This is a genomic window from Streptomyces flavochromogenes (assembly GCF_000717595.1).
GTDB lineage: Bacteria > Actinomycetota > Actinomycetes > Streptomycetales > Streptomycetaceae > Streptomyces > Streptomyces flavochromogenes.
This window is the reverse complement of record NZ_JNZO01000002.1, coordinates 339,447-354,462: the sequence shown is the minus strand read 5'-3', so window position 1 is coordinate 354,462 and position 15,016 is coordinate 339,447. Positions and strand designations below refer to the sequence as shown.

Annotated in this window: 13 protein-coding genes and 1 pseudogene; 6 read left to right on the top strand and 8 right to left on the bottom strand. The window is 73.9% G+C overall.

Annotated features, from left to right (window positions below; all coding sequences use genetic code 11):
- Positions 1–4: 4 nt before the first annotated feature.
- From IF00_RS0103655 to IF00_RS0103640, 4 genes are all read right to left on the bottom strand, one after another.
- A complete protein-coding gene (locus tag IF00_RS0103655; protein ID WP_030314113.1) occupies positions 5–487 on the bottom strand; it encodes a hypothetical protein in 483 nt (160 codons plus the stop codon).
- Positions 484–1,917, bottom strand: coding sequence for a WGR domain-containing protein (locus IF00_RS0103650; protein WP_030314112.1), 1,434 nt, complete (start codon positions 1,915–1,917; stop codon positions 484–486). Before IF00_RS0103650 ends, IF00_RS0103655 begins: the two co-directional genes overlap by 4 nt.
- Positions 1,918–2,231: 314 nt before the next feature.
- Positions 2,232–2,975 carry an ABC transporter ATP-binding protein gene (locus IF00_RS0103645; protein WP_051819768.1) on the bottom strand — a complete coding sequence of 248 codons (744 nt, stop codon included), beginning with the start codon at positions 2,973–2,975 and terminating at the stop codon, positions 2,232–2,234.
- Positions 2,976–3,014: 39 nt separating this feature from the next.
- A complete protein-coding gene (locus tag IF00_RS0103640) occupies positions 3,015–4,520 on the bottom strand; it encodes an ABC transporter permease (RefSeq protein ID WP_030314109.1) in 1,506 nt (501 codons plus the stop codon).
- 112 nt (positions 4,521–4,632) lie between these two features.
- Between IF00_RS0103640 and IF00_RS0103635 the strand changes: the two genes are divergently transcribed.
- Positions 4,633–5,460: an MBL fold metallo-hydrolase gene (locus tag IF00_RS0103635; protein WP_051819767.1), complete on the top strand. Its 828-nt coding sequence runs from the start codon at positions 4,633–4,635 to the stop codon at positions 5,458–5,460.
- Between the two features lie 7 nt (positions 5,461–5,467).
- On the opposite strand, the gene IF00_RS0103630 is transcribed toward IF00_RS0103635, so the two are convergent.
- Positions 5,468–6,679: an ROK family transcriptional regulator gene (locus IF00_RS0103630; RefSeq protein ID WP_030314106.1), complete on the bottom strand. Its 1,212-nt coding sequence runs from the start codon at positions 6,677–6,679 to the stop codon at positions 5,468–5,470.
- Positions 6,680–6,798: 119 nt separating this feature from the next.
- Here IF00_RS0103630 and IF00_RS0103625 point away from each other — a divergent pair, with 119 nt between their 5' ends.
- The 3 genes from IF00_RS0103625 to IF00_RS0103610 all read left to right on the top strand — a co-directional run bounded on the left by IF00_RS0103625 (position 6,799) and on the right by IF00_RS0103610 (position 9,364).
- On the top strand, positions 6,799–7,380 hold the full coding sequence (locus tag IF00_RS0103625) for a winged helix-turn-helix transcriptional regulator (protein WP_030314105.1): 582 nt from the start codon (positions 6,799–6,801) through the stop codon (positions 7,378–7,380).
- Positions 7,377–8,315, top strand: a complete 939-nt coding sequence (locus IF00_RS0103620; protein WP_030314104.1) for a ketopantoate reductase family protein — start codon at positions 7,377–7,379, stop codon at positions 8,313–8,315. The genes IF00_RS0103625 and IF00_RS0103620 overlap by 4 nt, the downstream gene beginning before the upstream one ends.
- A 452-nt stretch (positions 8,316–8,767) precedes the next feature.
- Positions 8,768–9,364 carry a DUF1349 domain-containing protein gene (locus IF00_RS0103610; protein ID WP_030314102.1) on the top strand — a complete coding sequence of 199 codons (597 nt, stop codon included), beginning with the start codon at positions 8,768–8,770 and terminating at the stop codon, positions 9,362–9,364.
- On the opposite strand, the gene IF00_RS0103605 is transcribed toward IF00_RS0103610, so the two are convergent.
- Positions 9,278–10,924 carry an FGGY family carbohydrate kinase gene (locus IF00_RS0103605; RefSeq protein WP_078944520.1) on the bottom strand — a complete coding sequence of 549 codons (1,647 nt, stop codon included), beginning with the start codon at positions 10,922–10,924 and terminating at the stop codon, positions 9,278–9,280. The two genes, IF00_RS0103610 and IF00_RS0103605, sit on opposite strands and share 87 nt — an antisense overlap.
- Before the next feature lie 137 nt (positions 10,925–11,061).
- On the opposite strand from IF00_RS0103605, the gene xylA reads away from it, so the two are divergent.
- Positions 11,062–12,231, top strand: a complete 1,170-nt coding sequence (xylA, locus tag IF00_RS0103600) for a xylose isomerase (protein ID WP_030314097.1) — start codon at positions 11,062–11,064, stop codon at positions 12,229–12,231.
- A gap of 19 nt (positions 12,232–12,250) precedes the next feature.
- Here the strand turns inward: xylA and IF00_RS0103595 are convergent, their stop codons facing one another.
- Both IF00_RS0103595 and IF00_RS0103590 read right to left on the bottom strand, forming a co-directional pair.
- Positions 12,251–13,288 (bottom strand): LacI family DNA-binding transcriptional regulator, encoded by a 1,038-nt coding sequence (locus IF00_RS0103595; protein WP_030314096.1) that lies wholly within the window; start codon positions 13,286–13,288, stop codon positions 12,251–12,253.
- A gap of 155 nt (positions 13,289–13,443) precedes the next feature.
- On the bottom strand, positions 13,444–13,764 hold the full coding sequence (locus IF00_RS0103590; protein WP_030314095.1) for an L-rhamnose mutarotase: 321 nt from the start codon (positions 13,762–13,764) through the stop codon (positions 13,444–13,446).
- A gap of 157 nt (positions 13,765–13,921) precedes the next feature.
- On the opposite strand from IF00_RS0103590, the pseudogene rhaI reads away from it, so the two are divergent.
- Positions 13,922–15,004: pseudogene (rhaI, locus tag IF00_RS0103585) on the top strand (L-rhamnose isomerase); the annotation flags it as partial.
- Between the last annotated feature and the right edge of the window lie 12 nt (positions 15,005–15,016).

The following is a 15,016-nucleotide window of genomic DNA, read 5'->3' as shown; positions in this document are numbered from 1 at the left end:
GGGTTCAGCCCGCCATCGGCTCCACCTCCAGGAAGCGGCGCCCGCGCGGCCCCTTGTACAGCAGGGCCTCCCAGCCGAGTCGCGCCAGCGCGGGCACGCAGGCGCCGAGGGTCGCCGCCTCCTCCTGGGCCGCTCCCGAGCCCGCCGGGCCCAGCCACTCGACCACGGCCGTTCCCGGCCGGTCCCCCGGCCGGACGCGGTAGCCCGTGACGATCCGCGCCCCGGAGGCGTCCACGCCCGAGGGCGTGAGGCCGCCCGACTCCAGGGCGAGGGCCACCGCGCGGACCGGCTGCCGGCGCTCCCAGTCGGCCGGGACGGCCTTCGGGTCACCCCCGTCCCGGCGGTGTGTCAGCCGTCTGATCTGGAGCAGCCCGTCGAGGGCGGCCCGGACCTCCCTCGACCGCTGTTCGACGTCCGCCGGGGGCACCGGCGGGCCGTCCCCCGTGGCCGCCGCGAACGTGCCGCCGCCCCCGTGGCCCGCCGTCACTGCAGCCGCCGGATGTCACCGCGAACCCGGTAGAAGCCTCCCGCGGCCGCGTGCAGGGCATCGACCACGTACCGCGCGCCGGGCTCCCTGATGGCGCGCGGGAACTGCACGTTCCACGCGGAGTCGTAGCCCTCGGAGAGGACCCGGACCCGTGTCCTGCCCGACTCGTTCACACACTCCACGACCACCGAACCGGCCGGGGCGACGCTGACGGTGGTGACGGCGGTGACGGTCGTCGCCGGCTCGTACACCGGCATGGCCGCGGCGAGCTTGATGTCCCGCGCGACCGGCACCGTACCGCCCTGGGCGGCCTGGATGGCCGCCTCGCTCGCGTCCACGCAGACCAGCGAACCGTCCGTGGTCACCAGGTAGAGGCGCTCGTCGCGGTACTGCATGGAGAGCGCGGAGCCCCCTCCCGTGCCGAGCTTCCACAGCCGGGTGCCGTCCTCCGCGAAGCAGTAGACGGAGGAGGCCGAGTCGGCCGCGAAGACGAACCGGCCGCCGGGCGAGGTGGCACAGGAGTACACGGGGCTGTCGCAGCTGTAGACCGCCTCGACGCGCCCGTCCTTCTTGGCGAGCCGCTGGACCTTCTTGCGGGCCGTGCCCGCGTAGACCGCGGTGTCCTCCTGCCAGCCGAAGAGCACCCCGCCCTCGGTGGCCGTGTGCCACAGCTCGCCGCCGCCGTCCGGCGCGTGGGCGGCGACGCCCCGCGTGTCCCCGTAGTAGACGGCGTCCCCGTCGGCGCGGACCATCCAGGCGTGCTCGCCCTGGCCGCCGCGCGCCCACTGGTGCTCGTCCTCGTGGTCGATGACGGTGAGCCGCCCCGAGCGGTCGGCGACGTGCAGGACGCCCTCGTGGATGTCGAGCCAGAAGATGTCGACGTCGGTGGCGATGTCGTACGCGGCGAAGGGCAGCTTCGACGACAGGTCGTACACCTTGCCGTCGTCACACCCGGCGTAGATCCAGAAGTCGTCGGCGACCAGGCACTTGACTCCGTCGGGCAGGCTGAACCGGGCCTGCACCTCGCCGGAGCGGTCGAGCGTGAAGACGTCCCCCGCCTGGTTGCCGACCCAGCAGCGCTCCTCGTCGACGTGGATGCCGAAGGCGGCCGACCCGGTCCGGAAGCGCCACAGGACGGGGGCGACGGCGCGGGCGGTGGAGGGCGCGGAGGTCACCGCGCGGCGCGTCACGGCGCGGGCGGCCCGCTGTCCCCGGACCGCCGGGGCGTATCCCTTGCGGACCTTCTCCCCTATCTTCTTCGCCGCGGCCGCCTGCGCCTTCGCCACCGTGGGGAACGTGGAGCTCTGTGTCTGGCCCGCCGTCCCGATCCGGCCGTAACGGACCGACACCGCGAGGTCCTCGACGGTCACTTCGTAGAACTTGTGGGCGCCGCCGTCGTCCTGCGACAGCTCCAGATAGGTCGTCGTCATGGTGAAAACGGTAGGGGCACCCACTGACAACGGCCGCCGGTGAAGCCTTGGCCGAAGAACCTGAGGCCCCGGCATTCGGGACGTTCGCCGCGGCGTACCGGACCTGCACCCCTGTGACGACGGCCCGTGAAGATCATCCGACATACCGTCACCCGCACGGTCGGGGGGCGACCAGGCGGGTGACGGGTCCGCATCTGCGCGTCGAGGCGCGGACCACGCCGTACTTCGGTTCGGCCATCGGTCCGCCGGCCTGTCTGCGCGGCCACGGCGTGCCGGTGCAGCCGCCCGCGAGTCGGGGCGGTCGGGTCGGCCGGTCAGGCCTCGACCGGGTCCGACGCCGTGCCCGGCACCGGGGCCGACGCCCGGTCCGGCGTCGCCGCCCGGGGGTTCTCCTTGATCGTGATCCGGCCCTTGCGGATCGTGGCGAGGCGGGGCGCCCGGCGGGCGATCGCGCTGTCGTGGGTGACCATGACGAAGGTCAGCCCGTGTTCCTTCCACAGCCCTTCGAGCAGCTCGACGATCTCGTCGCGCATCGACTCGTCGAGGTTTCCGGTGGGTTCGTCGGCGAGCAGCACCTTCGGGCGCTTCACGAGCGCGCGGGCGATCGCCACCCGCTGCTGCTGGCCGCCGGAGAGCTCGGACGGGAGATGCCCGCTGCGTTCGCCGAGCCCGACCGACTCCAGGGCCTCGGCGGCCCGGCTCCGCCGCTCGGCGGGCTTGACGCCGAGCGGGACGAGCGCGGTCTCCACGTTCTCCTGGGCGGTGAGCGTGGGGATGAGGTTGAAGCTCTGGAAGACGAAGCCGATGTTCTGGCCGCGGACCGCGGTCAGCTTGCGCTCGGGAAGCGCGGCGAGGTCGGTGCCGTCGAGCAGGACCCGGCCCGAGGTCGGGCGGTCGAGGCCGCCGAGCATCTGGAGGAGCGTCGACTTGCCGCCGCCCGTGGGACCCTGGATGACCAGCCGGTCGCCCTGCGCGAGCGTGAGGTCGACCCCGGCGAGCGCGTCGACTCTCTCCTGCCCCCGCCGGTACTGCTTGGTGACGCCGATGAGTTCGTACATGATCCGACTCCTTTTGTACGTAGGTGGGTTCGGGCGCTGCTACTCGACGCGGCGCAGCGCGTCGGCGGGGCGCAGCCGCGAGGCGCGCCAGGCCCCGAAGGCTCCCGCGACGAGGCCGCCGCCGAGGGCGAGGAGGACGGCGAGACCCACCGTGGTGACGCTGACCGGGGCGGTGAGGGCGATGTCGACGGTCTTTCCGGCCGCCGTACCTGCGGGACCGCCGCCGAAGACCATGCCACCCCGGCCGCCACCGCCGCCTCCACCGAACATGCCGCCGGTCGAGCCGAGTTCGGCGGTGAGCGTGGGGCTGACGGCGGTCACCGCGTAGGCGCCGGCCAGGCCGATCGCGATGCCGAGGGCACCGCCGATGAAGCCGTTGACGAGGGCCTCGCCGACCACCTGACGGGTGACGCGGCCGCTCTTCCAGCCGAGTGCCTTGAGCGTGCCGAACTCACGGACCCGGCGGGTGACGGCGGAGGAGGTGAGGAGGCCGGCGACGAGGACGGCGGCGAGCAGCACGGCGTACGAGAGCCACTTGCCCACGTTCGAGGCGAGGTCGGCGGCGGTGTCGAGCGAGCCGGACACCGTCTGGGCCAGGTCGGCCGAGGTGGTGACGGTGGTGCCGGTGACGTTCTTCTGGATGGCGGTCTTGACCGCGTCGATCCGCGTCGAGTCGGTCGCCTTCACATAGATCGTGGTGATCTCGGCCGCGGAGGCCGAGAGCGTCTGCGCCCGCTTCAGCGGCAGATAGACCTGGGCGGCGGCCTGTCCCCGGTCGGCGGTCGCGATGCCGACGATCTCGAACGCGACGTTCTTCACGGTCAGTTCGTCGCCTACGGCGAGGTCCTTCTCCTGGGCGTAGGCACTGTCGACGACGGCGACCGCGGCGTCCGTCTCGGTGGTCTCGAAGGTACGGCCCTGGGAGACGGTGGAGGTGGTGAGGGGGCCGAGGTCGGGGGCGGTGACGTCGGTGCCGTAGAGCGTGAAGGAGTCGACGTCGAAGGCCGCGCCGCCGCCGGTGACCGTGTCACCGGGTCCGGAGCCGCCACCGGAACCGCCGCCGATGCCGGACCCGTTGCCGCCGGTCTCGGCGCCCGGCGGACCCTGCTGGGTCTGACCGCGCTGGATCCGTCCCCGCGCGAACTCTCCGTTGATCTTGAGGTTGACGAGGCTGAGCCCGCCCACCGCGCGGTCGACACCCGGCTGTCCGGCGACCGTGGCGACGGTGGAGTCCGCGAGGGTCTGGAAGCCCTGGACCATCAGCCGGTCGCTGCTCTGCTCCTCGCCCTCGTCCTTGCCCTGGAACTCGAACCGGGGGCGCTGCGGCTGCGCACCGTCCGCGGGCCGTTCCTGCGCCTTGGTCACCGTCAGGTCCGTACCGAGACCGTAGAGGGACTCCAGGACCTTGCCCTGGGCCTGGTTCATGCCGGAGGACACGGAGTTGACGACGATGACCAGCGCGATCCCGAGCGCGAGCCCGGAGGCGACGACGAGCGCCGCCTTTCTGCGGCGGCGCAGTTCGCGCCGGAGGTAGGTGAAGAACATGGGCGTGAAGCTAGGGGCGGCGCGTGATGACGGGATAAGGCCGGCGTGAGAGCGGGATGAGAGTGATCGATCTCCTGTACGCGCGGGTCCCGGCGATGGCAGGGTCGGTGTCATGTCGAGCAGCAGCGAATGGACGCGGTCGGGCCCGGTGACGGCACTCTTGGACGCCACCGGGCTGTTCTTCAAGGCGGCGCGCGACGCGTTCCCCGGGGCGGTCGCGGCGGACTGGGCGGCCGCCGCGGCCCTCGACCCCGGCGCGTTCGGGCCCGACGGCGCGTGGCGGCTGGACTTCCGCTGCTTCGCCGTCGCCGACCCCGACGGTTCGGGCTGGACGCTGATCGACGCGGGCGTCGGACCCGCCGAGGGACCCGGCGCGCCCTGGTGCCCTGTGCCCGGCCGGCTGCCGGACGTACTCGCGCGGGCCGGGATCGACCGGGCGGACGTCCACACCGTCGTTCTGACGCATCTGCACGAGGACCACACCGGCTGGGCCGCCGACGCCGCCGGCCGGCCGTTCTTCCCCGACGCCCGGTACGTCGTCCAGCGGGCGGAGACGGCCGCCCTCGACCGCCTCGACCCGGTGTGGGACTGGGTGGTGGAACCGCTCCGCGCCGCAGGGCAACTGCACGAGGTCGACGGCAGGCACCGGCTGCGCCCGGGTGTCACGCTGCTGCCCACCCCCGGGCACACCCCCGGCCACCAGTCCGTCCTGGTCGAACGGCCGGACGGCCGGGACGTCCTGGTCACCGGCGATCTCCTCGTACACGCCGTGCAGCTCGCCGCGCCCGCCGTGGCCTACGCCCACGAGCGCGACCCCGCGACCGCCCGGGCCTCGCGGGAGGACCTGCTCGCGCGTGCCGCCGCCGGCGGGGCGGTCCTCGCGACGGCCCACCTGACCCGGCCGTTCGTCGACGTGCCGGCGAGTCGCGCGGGGTTGTGACCCCGCGTCAGGCCCCCGTCCCCGTGGCGTACGCGAGGGGGTCGGCCAGGACGTCGTGGAGGACGAGGGCCGCCGCGCCCCGGGAGGCGTCCGTGGTGGCCGAGGCCGGACGGAGGCGGCCCGCGTCCGGGGTCCAGAGGCCGGAGACGACGCGGTCGGAGAGCTCCTCGGCCAGGGCGGGGACGAGCCACGGCATGAGGTGCGGGTAGATGCCGCCGAGGACGACCGCCTCGGGGTCGAGGAGGTTCACGGCGCCCGACAGGGCGCGCCCGAGCATCCTGCCCGCCTCGGCGAGCGCCGCGAGGGCACGCGGCTCCCCCGCCCCGGCGAGGTCCGCCAGGTCGGTGACGTCGGCGGCCCGCGCCGCTCCGAGGAGCGCGGCCTGGCCCGCGTACTGCTCCAGGCACCCTCGTGAGCCGCAGCGGCAGCGCGGGCCCCCGGCGTCGACGACCAGATGGCCGATCTCTCCGGCGAAGCCGTGCGCGCCGCGCAGGAGTTCGCCGTGGACGACGATCGCGCCGCCCACGCCGATCTCGCCCGTCAGGTGCAGAAAGGTCCGGAGGTCGCCGAGCGTGCCGAACCACAGCTCGGCGAGGGCGGCCATGTTGGCCTCGTTGTCGGAGGTGAGGGGGAGGCCCGCGGTGCCGGGGCGCAGCGCGGTGAGGGCCTCGCCGAAGAGGCGCTCGGCGTCGACCTCGTACCAGCCGAGGTTGGGTGCCTGCCGGACGGCTCCGCCGGAGACGAGGCCCGGCAGGGCGAGTCCGGCAGCCGCCGGGGCGAGGCGTCTTGCGGCGGCCGTGTCGAGGACGTCGGCGGCGATCCGGGCGGCGCGGGCCAGCACGTCGGGGGCACCGGCGGCGCGGTTGTCGAGGCGCTCGGTGCGGCGGACGCGGTCGGTGCCGGTGAGGTCGACGACGCAGACCGTCACGTAGTCGACGTTGATCTCGACGCCGAGGCCGGCGGGGCCGGTGTCCGCGGGTTTCAGGACGGTGCCCGGCCGTCCCGCCTGCCCGCTGAACGTCTTGCCCGATTCGACGAGGAAGCCCAGTTCGAGGAGCTGCTCGACGAGGGAGGAGACGGCGGGCCGGGTGAGTCCGACGCGGGCGGCGACGGCCGCCCGGGTCGTCTCGCCCGCGTCGTGGACGGTCCGCAGGACGAGACTCAGGTTGTGCCGGCGCACGCCCGACTTGTCGGCCTTGGGTTCCGTGGGCTGGTTCATGGTGAGCGCGAGCCTAGCCGCCCCTTTCGCTCACCCGAAAACAGCTCCGCCGCCGGAGTGCGGCACCACCCGACCCAAACGGTTCAGTCACCGAACTCTTGTGCACTAGGGTCATGACCATGACGCTTCCGCGTGACTACCGCGGTCAGACCTGCGCCCTCGCCCGCTCCATGGAGATCGTCGGCGAACGCTGGACGCTGCTGATCCTGCGCGACGCCTTCTACGGGGTCCGCAGGTTCGGGGAGTTCGCCGCGCACCTGGGCGTGCCCCGGGCCGTGCTCACCGACCGGCTCACCGCCCTCACCGCGGCGGGCGTCCTGGAGCGCCGTCCCGGTACCGGCACGGGCCGCCGCGAGGTGTACGGGCTCACGCCCAAGGGGATCGCCCTCTGGCCGGCGGTCCGCGCGCTCACCTCCTGGGGCGAGGAGTTCCACGCGGCCGACGGCGGGCCGCGCCGCGTCTTCCGGCACGCCGGGGACGAGGCACCGCTCGACGCGGACGGACGCTGTACGAGCTGCGGCACGGCTGTCCCCGTCGCGGACGTCGTGGTCGCCCCGGGCCCGGGACTCGCACCCGCCACCCCGGACGACGACCCGGTGACCGCCGCGCTCGCCCGGCCCCACCGGCTGCTCCGGCCCCTGCTCGGCCCCCCGCTCACCACCGCGCCCCCGGGGCGCCCCACGAGAGGTTCACAACGATGAAGATCCTGGTCGTCGGCGCCGGTGCCACCGGTGGCTACTTCGGCGCCCTGCTCGCCCGCGCCGGACAGGACGTCACCTTCCTGGTCCGCCCGGCCCGTGCGGCGGCGCTGCGCGAGCGCGGGCTCCGGGTGGTGGGCCGGGACGAGGAATGGGTCCTCGCGCCCCGCCTCGTGACGGCCGACGCGCTCGACACCGCGTACGACCTCGTGCTGCTGTCGGTGAAGTCCACCGGCCTCGATCAGGCGATCGAGGACATCGTGCCGGCCGTCGGACCGGACACGGCCGTCGTCCCGCTCCTCAACGGTCTCGCCCACATCGACGCCCTCAACGCCCGCTTCGGGACCTCGGTCGTCCTCGGTGGCGTGGCCAAGGTGGTCACCACGCTCGACGAGACCGGTGACATCCGACGGCTCGCCCCCCTGGCCCATCTGACGCTCGGCGAGCAGGACGGCACGCGCTCCGCGCGCGTGGCGAAGTTCCGGGCGGTGCTGGAGGAGGCGGGCATCGCCTCGCCGGAGCCGGAGCACGTGGTCACGGCGATGTGGCACAAGTGGGTGTTCATCACGACCCTCGGCGCCGTGACCAGCCTGATGCGGGGTACGGTCGGCGACGTCCACGACACCCCGGGCGGTCCCTCCCTGGCCCCGGCGCTGCTCGCCGAGGCGTCCGCGGTCGCCGACGCGGCCGGACACCCCCTACCGGAGGCGGAGCGGGCGACGACGCTCGCCGTGGTGGCCGCGCCGGGGTCGCCGATGGTTCCGTCCCTCTACCGGGACCTGGCGGCGGGCCGACCGACCGAGGTCGAGCACCTCTTCGGCGACCTCACCACGCGCGCGCGTGCGCTGGGCGTGGCGACCCCGCTCCTGGACCTGGCGACCCTGCACCTGCGGGTGCACCAGCGGCGCGTCACGACGGGGGCGGGCGGCGCGACCTGAGGGGAGGACCGGGGCGGCGGGCGGCGCGACCTGAGGAGAGGACCGCCCCGGCCCCGGCGGGCGGCGCCGGGGCCGGGCATCGGACCTCGGGCGCCGGCAGGCCGGGCGGCCGGGGCCCTGGGTCAGGCCCTCGGACGTCGGGCGACACGCGTCGGCACGGGTCACCGCTCGGCCAGGCATCCGGGGTGGTCACCGATCGGCAGGCATCCGGGGTGGTCACCGATCGGCAGGCCTCGGACGTCGGACGCGGTCGCCGACCCCCCGGGCGGGGCCCGGCGTCGGGCGTCGTCGCCGACGGCCGGCCGGCCGTGGATCCACCGCATCAGGGGGACACGGACGGCAGTTCGCGCGGCTCGCTCCCCGGAGGGGCACCGAGTTGGACTCTCGTGCCACTTCTTGGATCCTCCGCGGAGTCCCTGGCACGCTGACGGCCGGCTCACGATCATGACGTCATGAATGTCGACACCTCTCTCCCCCTCGGCCTCGACTGGGTCACCGCCCCCGCCGCGTGGTCCCTCGCCGACGGCGTCCTCACCGTCACGGCCGCCCCGCACACGGACGCCTTCACGGACCCGGTCGGCGGGGCGGCCCGGCGTGACGCCGCCGTGGCCCTGACCACTCCCCCGGACGGCGACTGGCAGCTCTCGGCCCGCCTTCGCGTCGGCTTCCGGTCGGCGTGGGACGCGGGGGCCCTGTTCATCCGCTCCGACGACGACCACTGGGCCAAGCTCAACTTCGAGCAGGCACCCGACGGAACTCCCAGCGTCTTCTCCGTCGTGACCCGCGGCCGGTCCGACGACGCGCTCGCGGGCCCGGTCGCGGGCGAAGCCCTGTGGCTGCGCATCAGCCGGATCGGTGCGGGCTTCGCCTTCCACGTCTCGGACGACGGCGAGTCCTGGCGCCTGGTGCGGCAGTTCGCCCTGGACGGCCCCGGTCCCGTACGGGCCGGCATCGAGGTCCAGTCACCCGTCGGCGAGGGATGCCGCGTCGACTTCGACGACATCCGCCTCACCCCGACCACCCTGGCCCACCTCTTCGACGGTCGTTGACAGCAAGGCCGGCGTCGCGGCCGACAGGACCCCCGCGATGCGGTTCCAGGTCTCCTCGTCGCGGCCGACCGCGGGCAGGATCTCGCCCGTGCCCGTGCCCCAGGCCGTCGTCAGGGCCACCGGGTCCGCCCCCGTCACCGCGCCCGCCGCGAGGGCCGCGGCGCCGAGGGCCACGAGCTCCTCGGCGGCCGGGACGACCAGGGGGCGGCCGGAGAGTCTGCGGACGGTCTCGGTCCAGGTCCGGCCCCGCGCCCCGCCGCCGATGAGGCGCAGCGGCCGGTCCCGTACGTCGGGGGCGGCCGGGTCCAGGCCGCAGGCGGCGAGGAGGTGGTCGAGGGCGCGCAGCACCGTGAAGGCCGCGCCCTCGTAGGCGGCACCGAGGACCGACCGCGGGTCCGTGCCGTGCCGCAGGCCGGTGACCAGGCCGGCCGCGTGCGGCAGGTCGGGGGTGCGTTCGCCGTCGAGGTAGGGCAGTACGACGACTCCACCGCCGTCGCCTCCGCCCGGTGACGCGTCCTCGCGGTCCAGGCCCAGGAGCGTGGCGAACCGGTCGACGGCGAGCGTGCAGTTGAGGGTGCAGCCGAGCGGAAGGTGCGTCCCGTCGGTGGCGGCGAAGCCCGCGAGGCCGGGGTCCGCCGGGCGCGCGCGGGTCGCGGCGAAGACCGTGCCCGAGGTGCCGAGGCTGACGACCGGGTGGTCGAGGAGGCCCGCACCGCCGAGGCCGAGGCCGACCGCGGCGGCCATGTTGTCGCCGGTCCCGGCGGCGACGACGACGGTACGGGGCAGCCCGAGGGCCTCGGCGGCGGCCGGGGTCAGGGTGCCCACGCGGGTGGCGCCGCCGGGTGCGACGGCGGGCAGCAGGGCCGGGTCGAGTCCGACGAGGTCCAGGATCTCGGGGTCGTAGGCACCGGCGGACTCCTTGCCGTCGAGCCCGCCCGTCGAGTCGCGGAGCCCCTCGGTCCCTGCCGCGCCCTCGCCGCCGCGGGCGCCCCTCCCGTACCAGCACGTTCCCGAGGCGTCCCCGGGGTCGGTCACCGCGATCCCGGTGAGGCGCTCCGTGAGGTGGTCGTGCGGGAGGCGGACCCCCGCGACGGCCTCCGCACGGCGGGGTTCGTGCTCGCGCAACCACTGCCACTTCGCGGCGGTCATGGAGGCGACGGGCACCGAGCCCGTGCGTTCCAGCCAGGCTGCGGGGCCGCCGAGACGGGCGGCGAGGGCGGCGGCCTGGGGGGCGGAGCGGGTGTCGTTCCAGAGCAGCGCGGGACGCAGGGGGCGGCGGTCCGCGCCGAGGGTGACGAGCCCGTGCTGCTGTCCGGCGACGGCGATGCCGGTGACGGCTCCGGCCGGGACGCCGGCGTCCCGTACCGCCGCGCGGACGGCCGTCACGAGGGCGCTCCACCACTCCTCGGGGTCGCTCTCGCGTGCGCCGGCGGAGCCGGTGACGGTGTGCGGGGCGCGGCCGACGGCGAGGAGCTCGCCGGTGTCGGCGTCGACGGCCACGGCCTTGGTGGACTGCGTGGAGCTGTCCACGCCGATCACGACGGAGCGCCTCGTGGGCACGTCCTCACCTCTTCCTGTAGTGCGTCACCGCAGGCCGTCACGGAAGCCGATTCATGGCTGGGGCTGGCGCCCCGGTGTGTCCGTCCCGTATTAGTTATCTCAGAAAACAAATCCCCAGAGCAAGAGAAGGACACACCATGCCGGAGCTCTTCGCCCCCACCCCCGAGGACCGCTTCACCTTCGGCCTGTGGACCGTCGGCTGGCAGGGCCGCGACCCGTTCGGCGAGGCCACCCGACCGGCCCTCGACCCCGTCGAGACGGTCGAGCGGCTCGCCGCGCTCGGCGCGTACGGCGTCACCTTCCACGACGACGACCTGATCCCCTTCGGCGCTCCGGACACCGAGCGCGACGCGATCGTCAAGCGCTTCCGGGCCGCACTCGACCGCACGGGGCTCGCGGTGCCGATGGCCACCACGAACCTCTTCACCCACCCCGTCTTCAAGGACGGCGGGTTCACGGCCAACGACCGGGACGTGCGCCGCTTCGCGCTCCGCAAGACCCTCCGCAACATCGATCTGGCCGTCGAGCTCGGCGCCACGGTGTACGTGGCCTGGGGCGGCCGGGAGGGCGCCGAGTCCGGCGCGGCGAAGGACGTCCGGGTCGCGCTCGACCGCATGAAGGAGGCCTTCGACCTGCTCGGCCAGTACGTCACCGAGCAGGGCTACGACCTGCGCTTCGCCATCGAGCCCAAGCCGAACGAGCCGCGCGGCGACATCCTGCTGCCCACCATCGGGCACGCCCTGGCCTTCATCGAGCGTCTGGAGCGCCCCGAACTCGTCGGCGTGAACCCGGAGACGGGCCACGAGCAGATGGCCGGACTCAACTTCCCGCACGGCATCGCCCAGGCGCTCTGGGCGGGCAAGCTCTTCCACATCGACCTGAACGGCCAGTCCGGCATCAAGTACGACCAGGACTTCCGCTTCGGGGCGGGCGATCTGCGCCAGGCGTTCTGGCTGGTGGACCTGCTCGAGACGGCCGGGTACGAGGGCCCGCGCCACTTCGACTTCAAGCCGGTGCGGACGGACGGCGCCGACGGGGTGTGGGAGTCCGCGAAGAACTGCATGCGCAACTACCTGATCCTCAAGGAGCGCGCGGCGGCCTTCCGCGCCGACCCGGACGTCCAGCAGGCCCTGGCCGCCTCCCGCCTGCCCGAACTGGCCGTCCCCACGGCCGCCGACGGCCTCGCGGGGCTGCTCGCCGACCCCGCGGCGTACGAGACCTTCGACCCGGACGCGGCGGCCGCCCGCTCCATGGCCTTCGAGCACCTCGACCAGCTGGCCCTGGAGCACCTGCTCGGCGTCCGCTGACGGCCGCGCCCCGGGGAGGTCAGTGCCCGGCGAGCGTCGAGCGGCGGACGACCAGTTCCGGCTGGAGCACCACGTGTTCGTGCCGGTGGTCGGCCGCCCGCTCGCCGGTCTCGTCCAGGAGCAGCTCGGCGGCCTTGGCGCCGAGCGTCAGCGCCGGCTGGCGCACCGACGTCAGGGGTACGGTCGCGGCCGCGGCGAACTCGATGTCGTCGTAACCGACGATGGCCATGTCCTCCGGGACCCGGACCCCCGCCGCGTACAGCGACTGGAGCACACCGAGCGCCAGCAGGTCGTTGGCGCAGAAGACGGCTGTCGGGCGGTCGGCGAGTCCGAGCAGTCGGGCACCCGCGTCACGGCCCGAGGCCACGTCGAGACGCTCGGCGGGGAGTTCCCGGAGGGCCGACGCGGGCAGTCCGGCCTCGGCGAGCGCGAGGAGGGCGCCGTCCCGCCGGTCGCGGATCTGCTGGAGGTGGGACGGGCCGCTGACGTACGCGAAGGAGCGGTGCCCCGTCGCGGCGAGGTGCCGGATCGCCAGCGAGCCGCCGGCGACGTCGTCGACGGAGACGGAGCAGCCGGTGTCGTCGCCGGCCACCCGGTCGACGAGCACGGACGCGATGCCGTGGCGGCGGAACTCCTGCAGGTTCGCGCCACTGGGGTCGGCGGGGGTGACCAGGACGCCCCGGACGCGCTGCTCGGCGAAGAGGGAGAGGTAGTCGGCCTCGTCCCGGGCGTTCTGGTCGCTGTTGCAGACCATGACGCCCAGACCGGCGGCCCGCGCGGTGCGCTCGGCGCCCCGGGCGATGTCGACGAAGAAGGGGTTGCCCATGTCGAGGACGAGCAGGGCCATGATCCGGCTGCGGCCGGCCCGCAGCTGGCGGGCGGACTCGCTGCGCACGTAACCGAGGCGGGCGATGACCCGCCGTACGTGTTCGAGCGTCGCGGGCGAGACCCGGTCCGGCTGGTTGATCACGTTCGAGACGGTGCCGACGGAGACTCCCGCCTCGCGTGCCACGTCCTTGATGCCGACGTTCCCGACCGTCCGCGCGGTGTCCGTCATCCGTCCCACCTGGTCCGTCCTGCCCCTACCGCCCCGTCCGGGCGAGGTCCCGCCCCGGTTTTCATCCTATGCGGCCGCTCCGGGCCGGGCCGTCGCCACGGGATCACCCTGACTCCCGCCCCCACGCCCTGACACGAGGGGGAACGCCCCTGCCCTCACGCGAGGTGGAACACCTCCGTCAGCGGGCGCATGACGGCGTCGGGTGCCCTCCCTTCGAGCTCCTCGAAGAACTCCGCCATCTCCGCCTGCCAGCGGGCGTTGACCTCGGTCGCCTCCATCGCGGCGCGCGCCCGGTCGAAGTCCGGTGTCTCCAGGTAGCCGACGAGCAGCCCGTCCTCGCGGAGGAAGAGGGAGTAGTTGTGCCAGCCGGCCGCGGAGAGCGCCGTGAGCATGTCGGCCCAGACGTCGGCGTGGCGCGCCCGGTACTCCTCCACCCGCTCGGCCCTGACCTTGAGCAGGAAACAGACCCGCCGCATCGCCGCCATCGACCCCTTCCGATTGACTGAAATGTTTCACATCGCCGCGTCCGGACGCTAGGGCGCCGATCGGAGCAGCGTCAAGAGTCTTGACCGCTTCCTGCCGGGTGACTAGCTTCCCCGATGAACTGAATCGATTCATTAGATCGAGGTGGACATGCCCGACATCGCTGCCGTGAAGGCCGCACTCGCCGCCCAGCGGATCGAAACGCCCTCCTGGGGCTACGGCAACTCCGGGACCCGCTTCAAGGTGTTCACGCAGCCGGGCGTTCCCCGCACCCCGTACGAGAAGCTCGACGACGCGGCGCAGGTCCACGCGTACACCGGCATCGCCCCCAAGGTGTCCCTGCACATCCCCTGGGACCGGGTCGACGACTGGTCCGGTCTCGCCGGGTACGCGAAGGAGCGCGGGGTCGAGCTCGGCGCGATCAACTCCAACACCTTCCAGGACGACGCCTACCGGCTGGGGAGTGTCTGCCATCCGGACCCCGCCGTGCGCCGCAGGGCCGTGGACCACCTCCTCGCATGCGTCGACATCATGGACGCGACCGGTTCGGCGGATCTGAAGCTCTGGTTCGCGGACGGCACCAACTACCCCGGGCAGGACGACATCTCCGCCCGCCAGGAGCGGCTCGCGGAGTGCCTCGCCGAGGTGTACGGGCGGCTCGGCGAGGGCCAGCGGCTGCTCCTGGAGTACAAGCTCTTCGAGCCCGCCTTCTACGCCACCGACGTGCCGGACTGGGGAACCGCGTACGCCCACTGCCTCACGCTCGGCCCGCGGGCGCGGGTCGTCGTGGACACCGGCCACCACGCTCCGGGCACCAACATCGAGTTCATCGTCGCCCTGCTGCTGCGGGAGGGGCGCCTCGGCGGCTTCGATTTCAACTCGCGTTTCTACGCCGACGACGACCTGATGGCCGGCGCCGCCGACCCCTTCCAGCTCTTCCGGATCATGCACGAGGTCGTCCGCAACGGCGGCCTGGCGCCGGCGGCGGACATCGCCTTCATGCTCGACCAGTGCCACAACATCGAGGCGAAGGTCCCCGCCGTCATCCGCTCGGTCATGAACGTGCAGGAGGCCACCGCCAAGGCGCTGCTCGTCGACGCGGACGCCCTCGCCGCCGCCCAGCGGGACGGAGACGTCCTGGCCGCCAACTCCATCCTGATGGACGCCTACGCCACCGACGTACGGCCCCTGCTGCGCGCGCCGCCCCGCCCCGCCCCGCCCCGCCCCGCCCCGAAGGACGTTCCG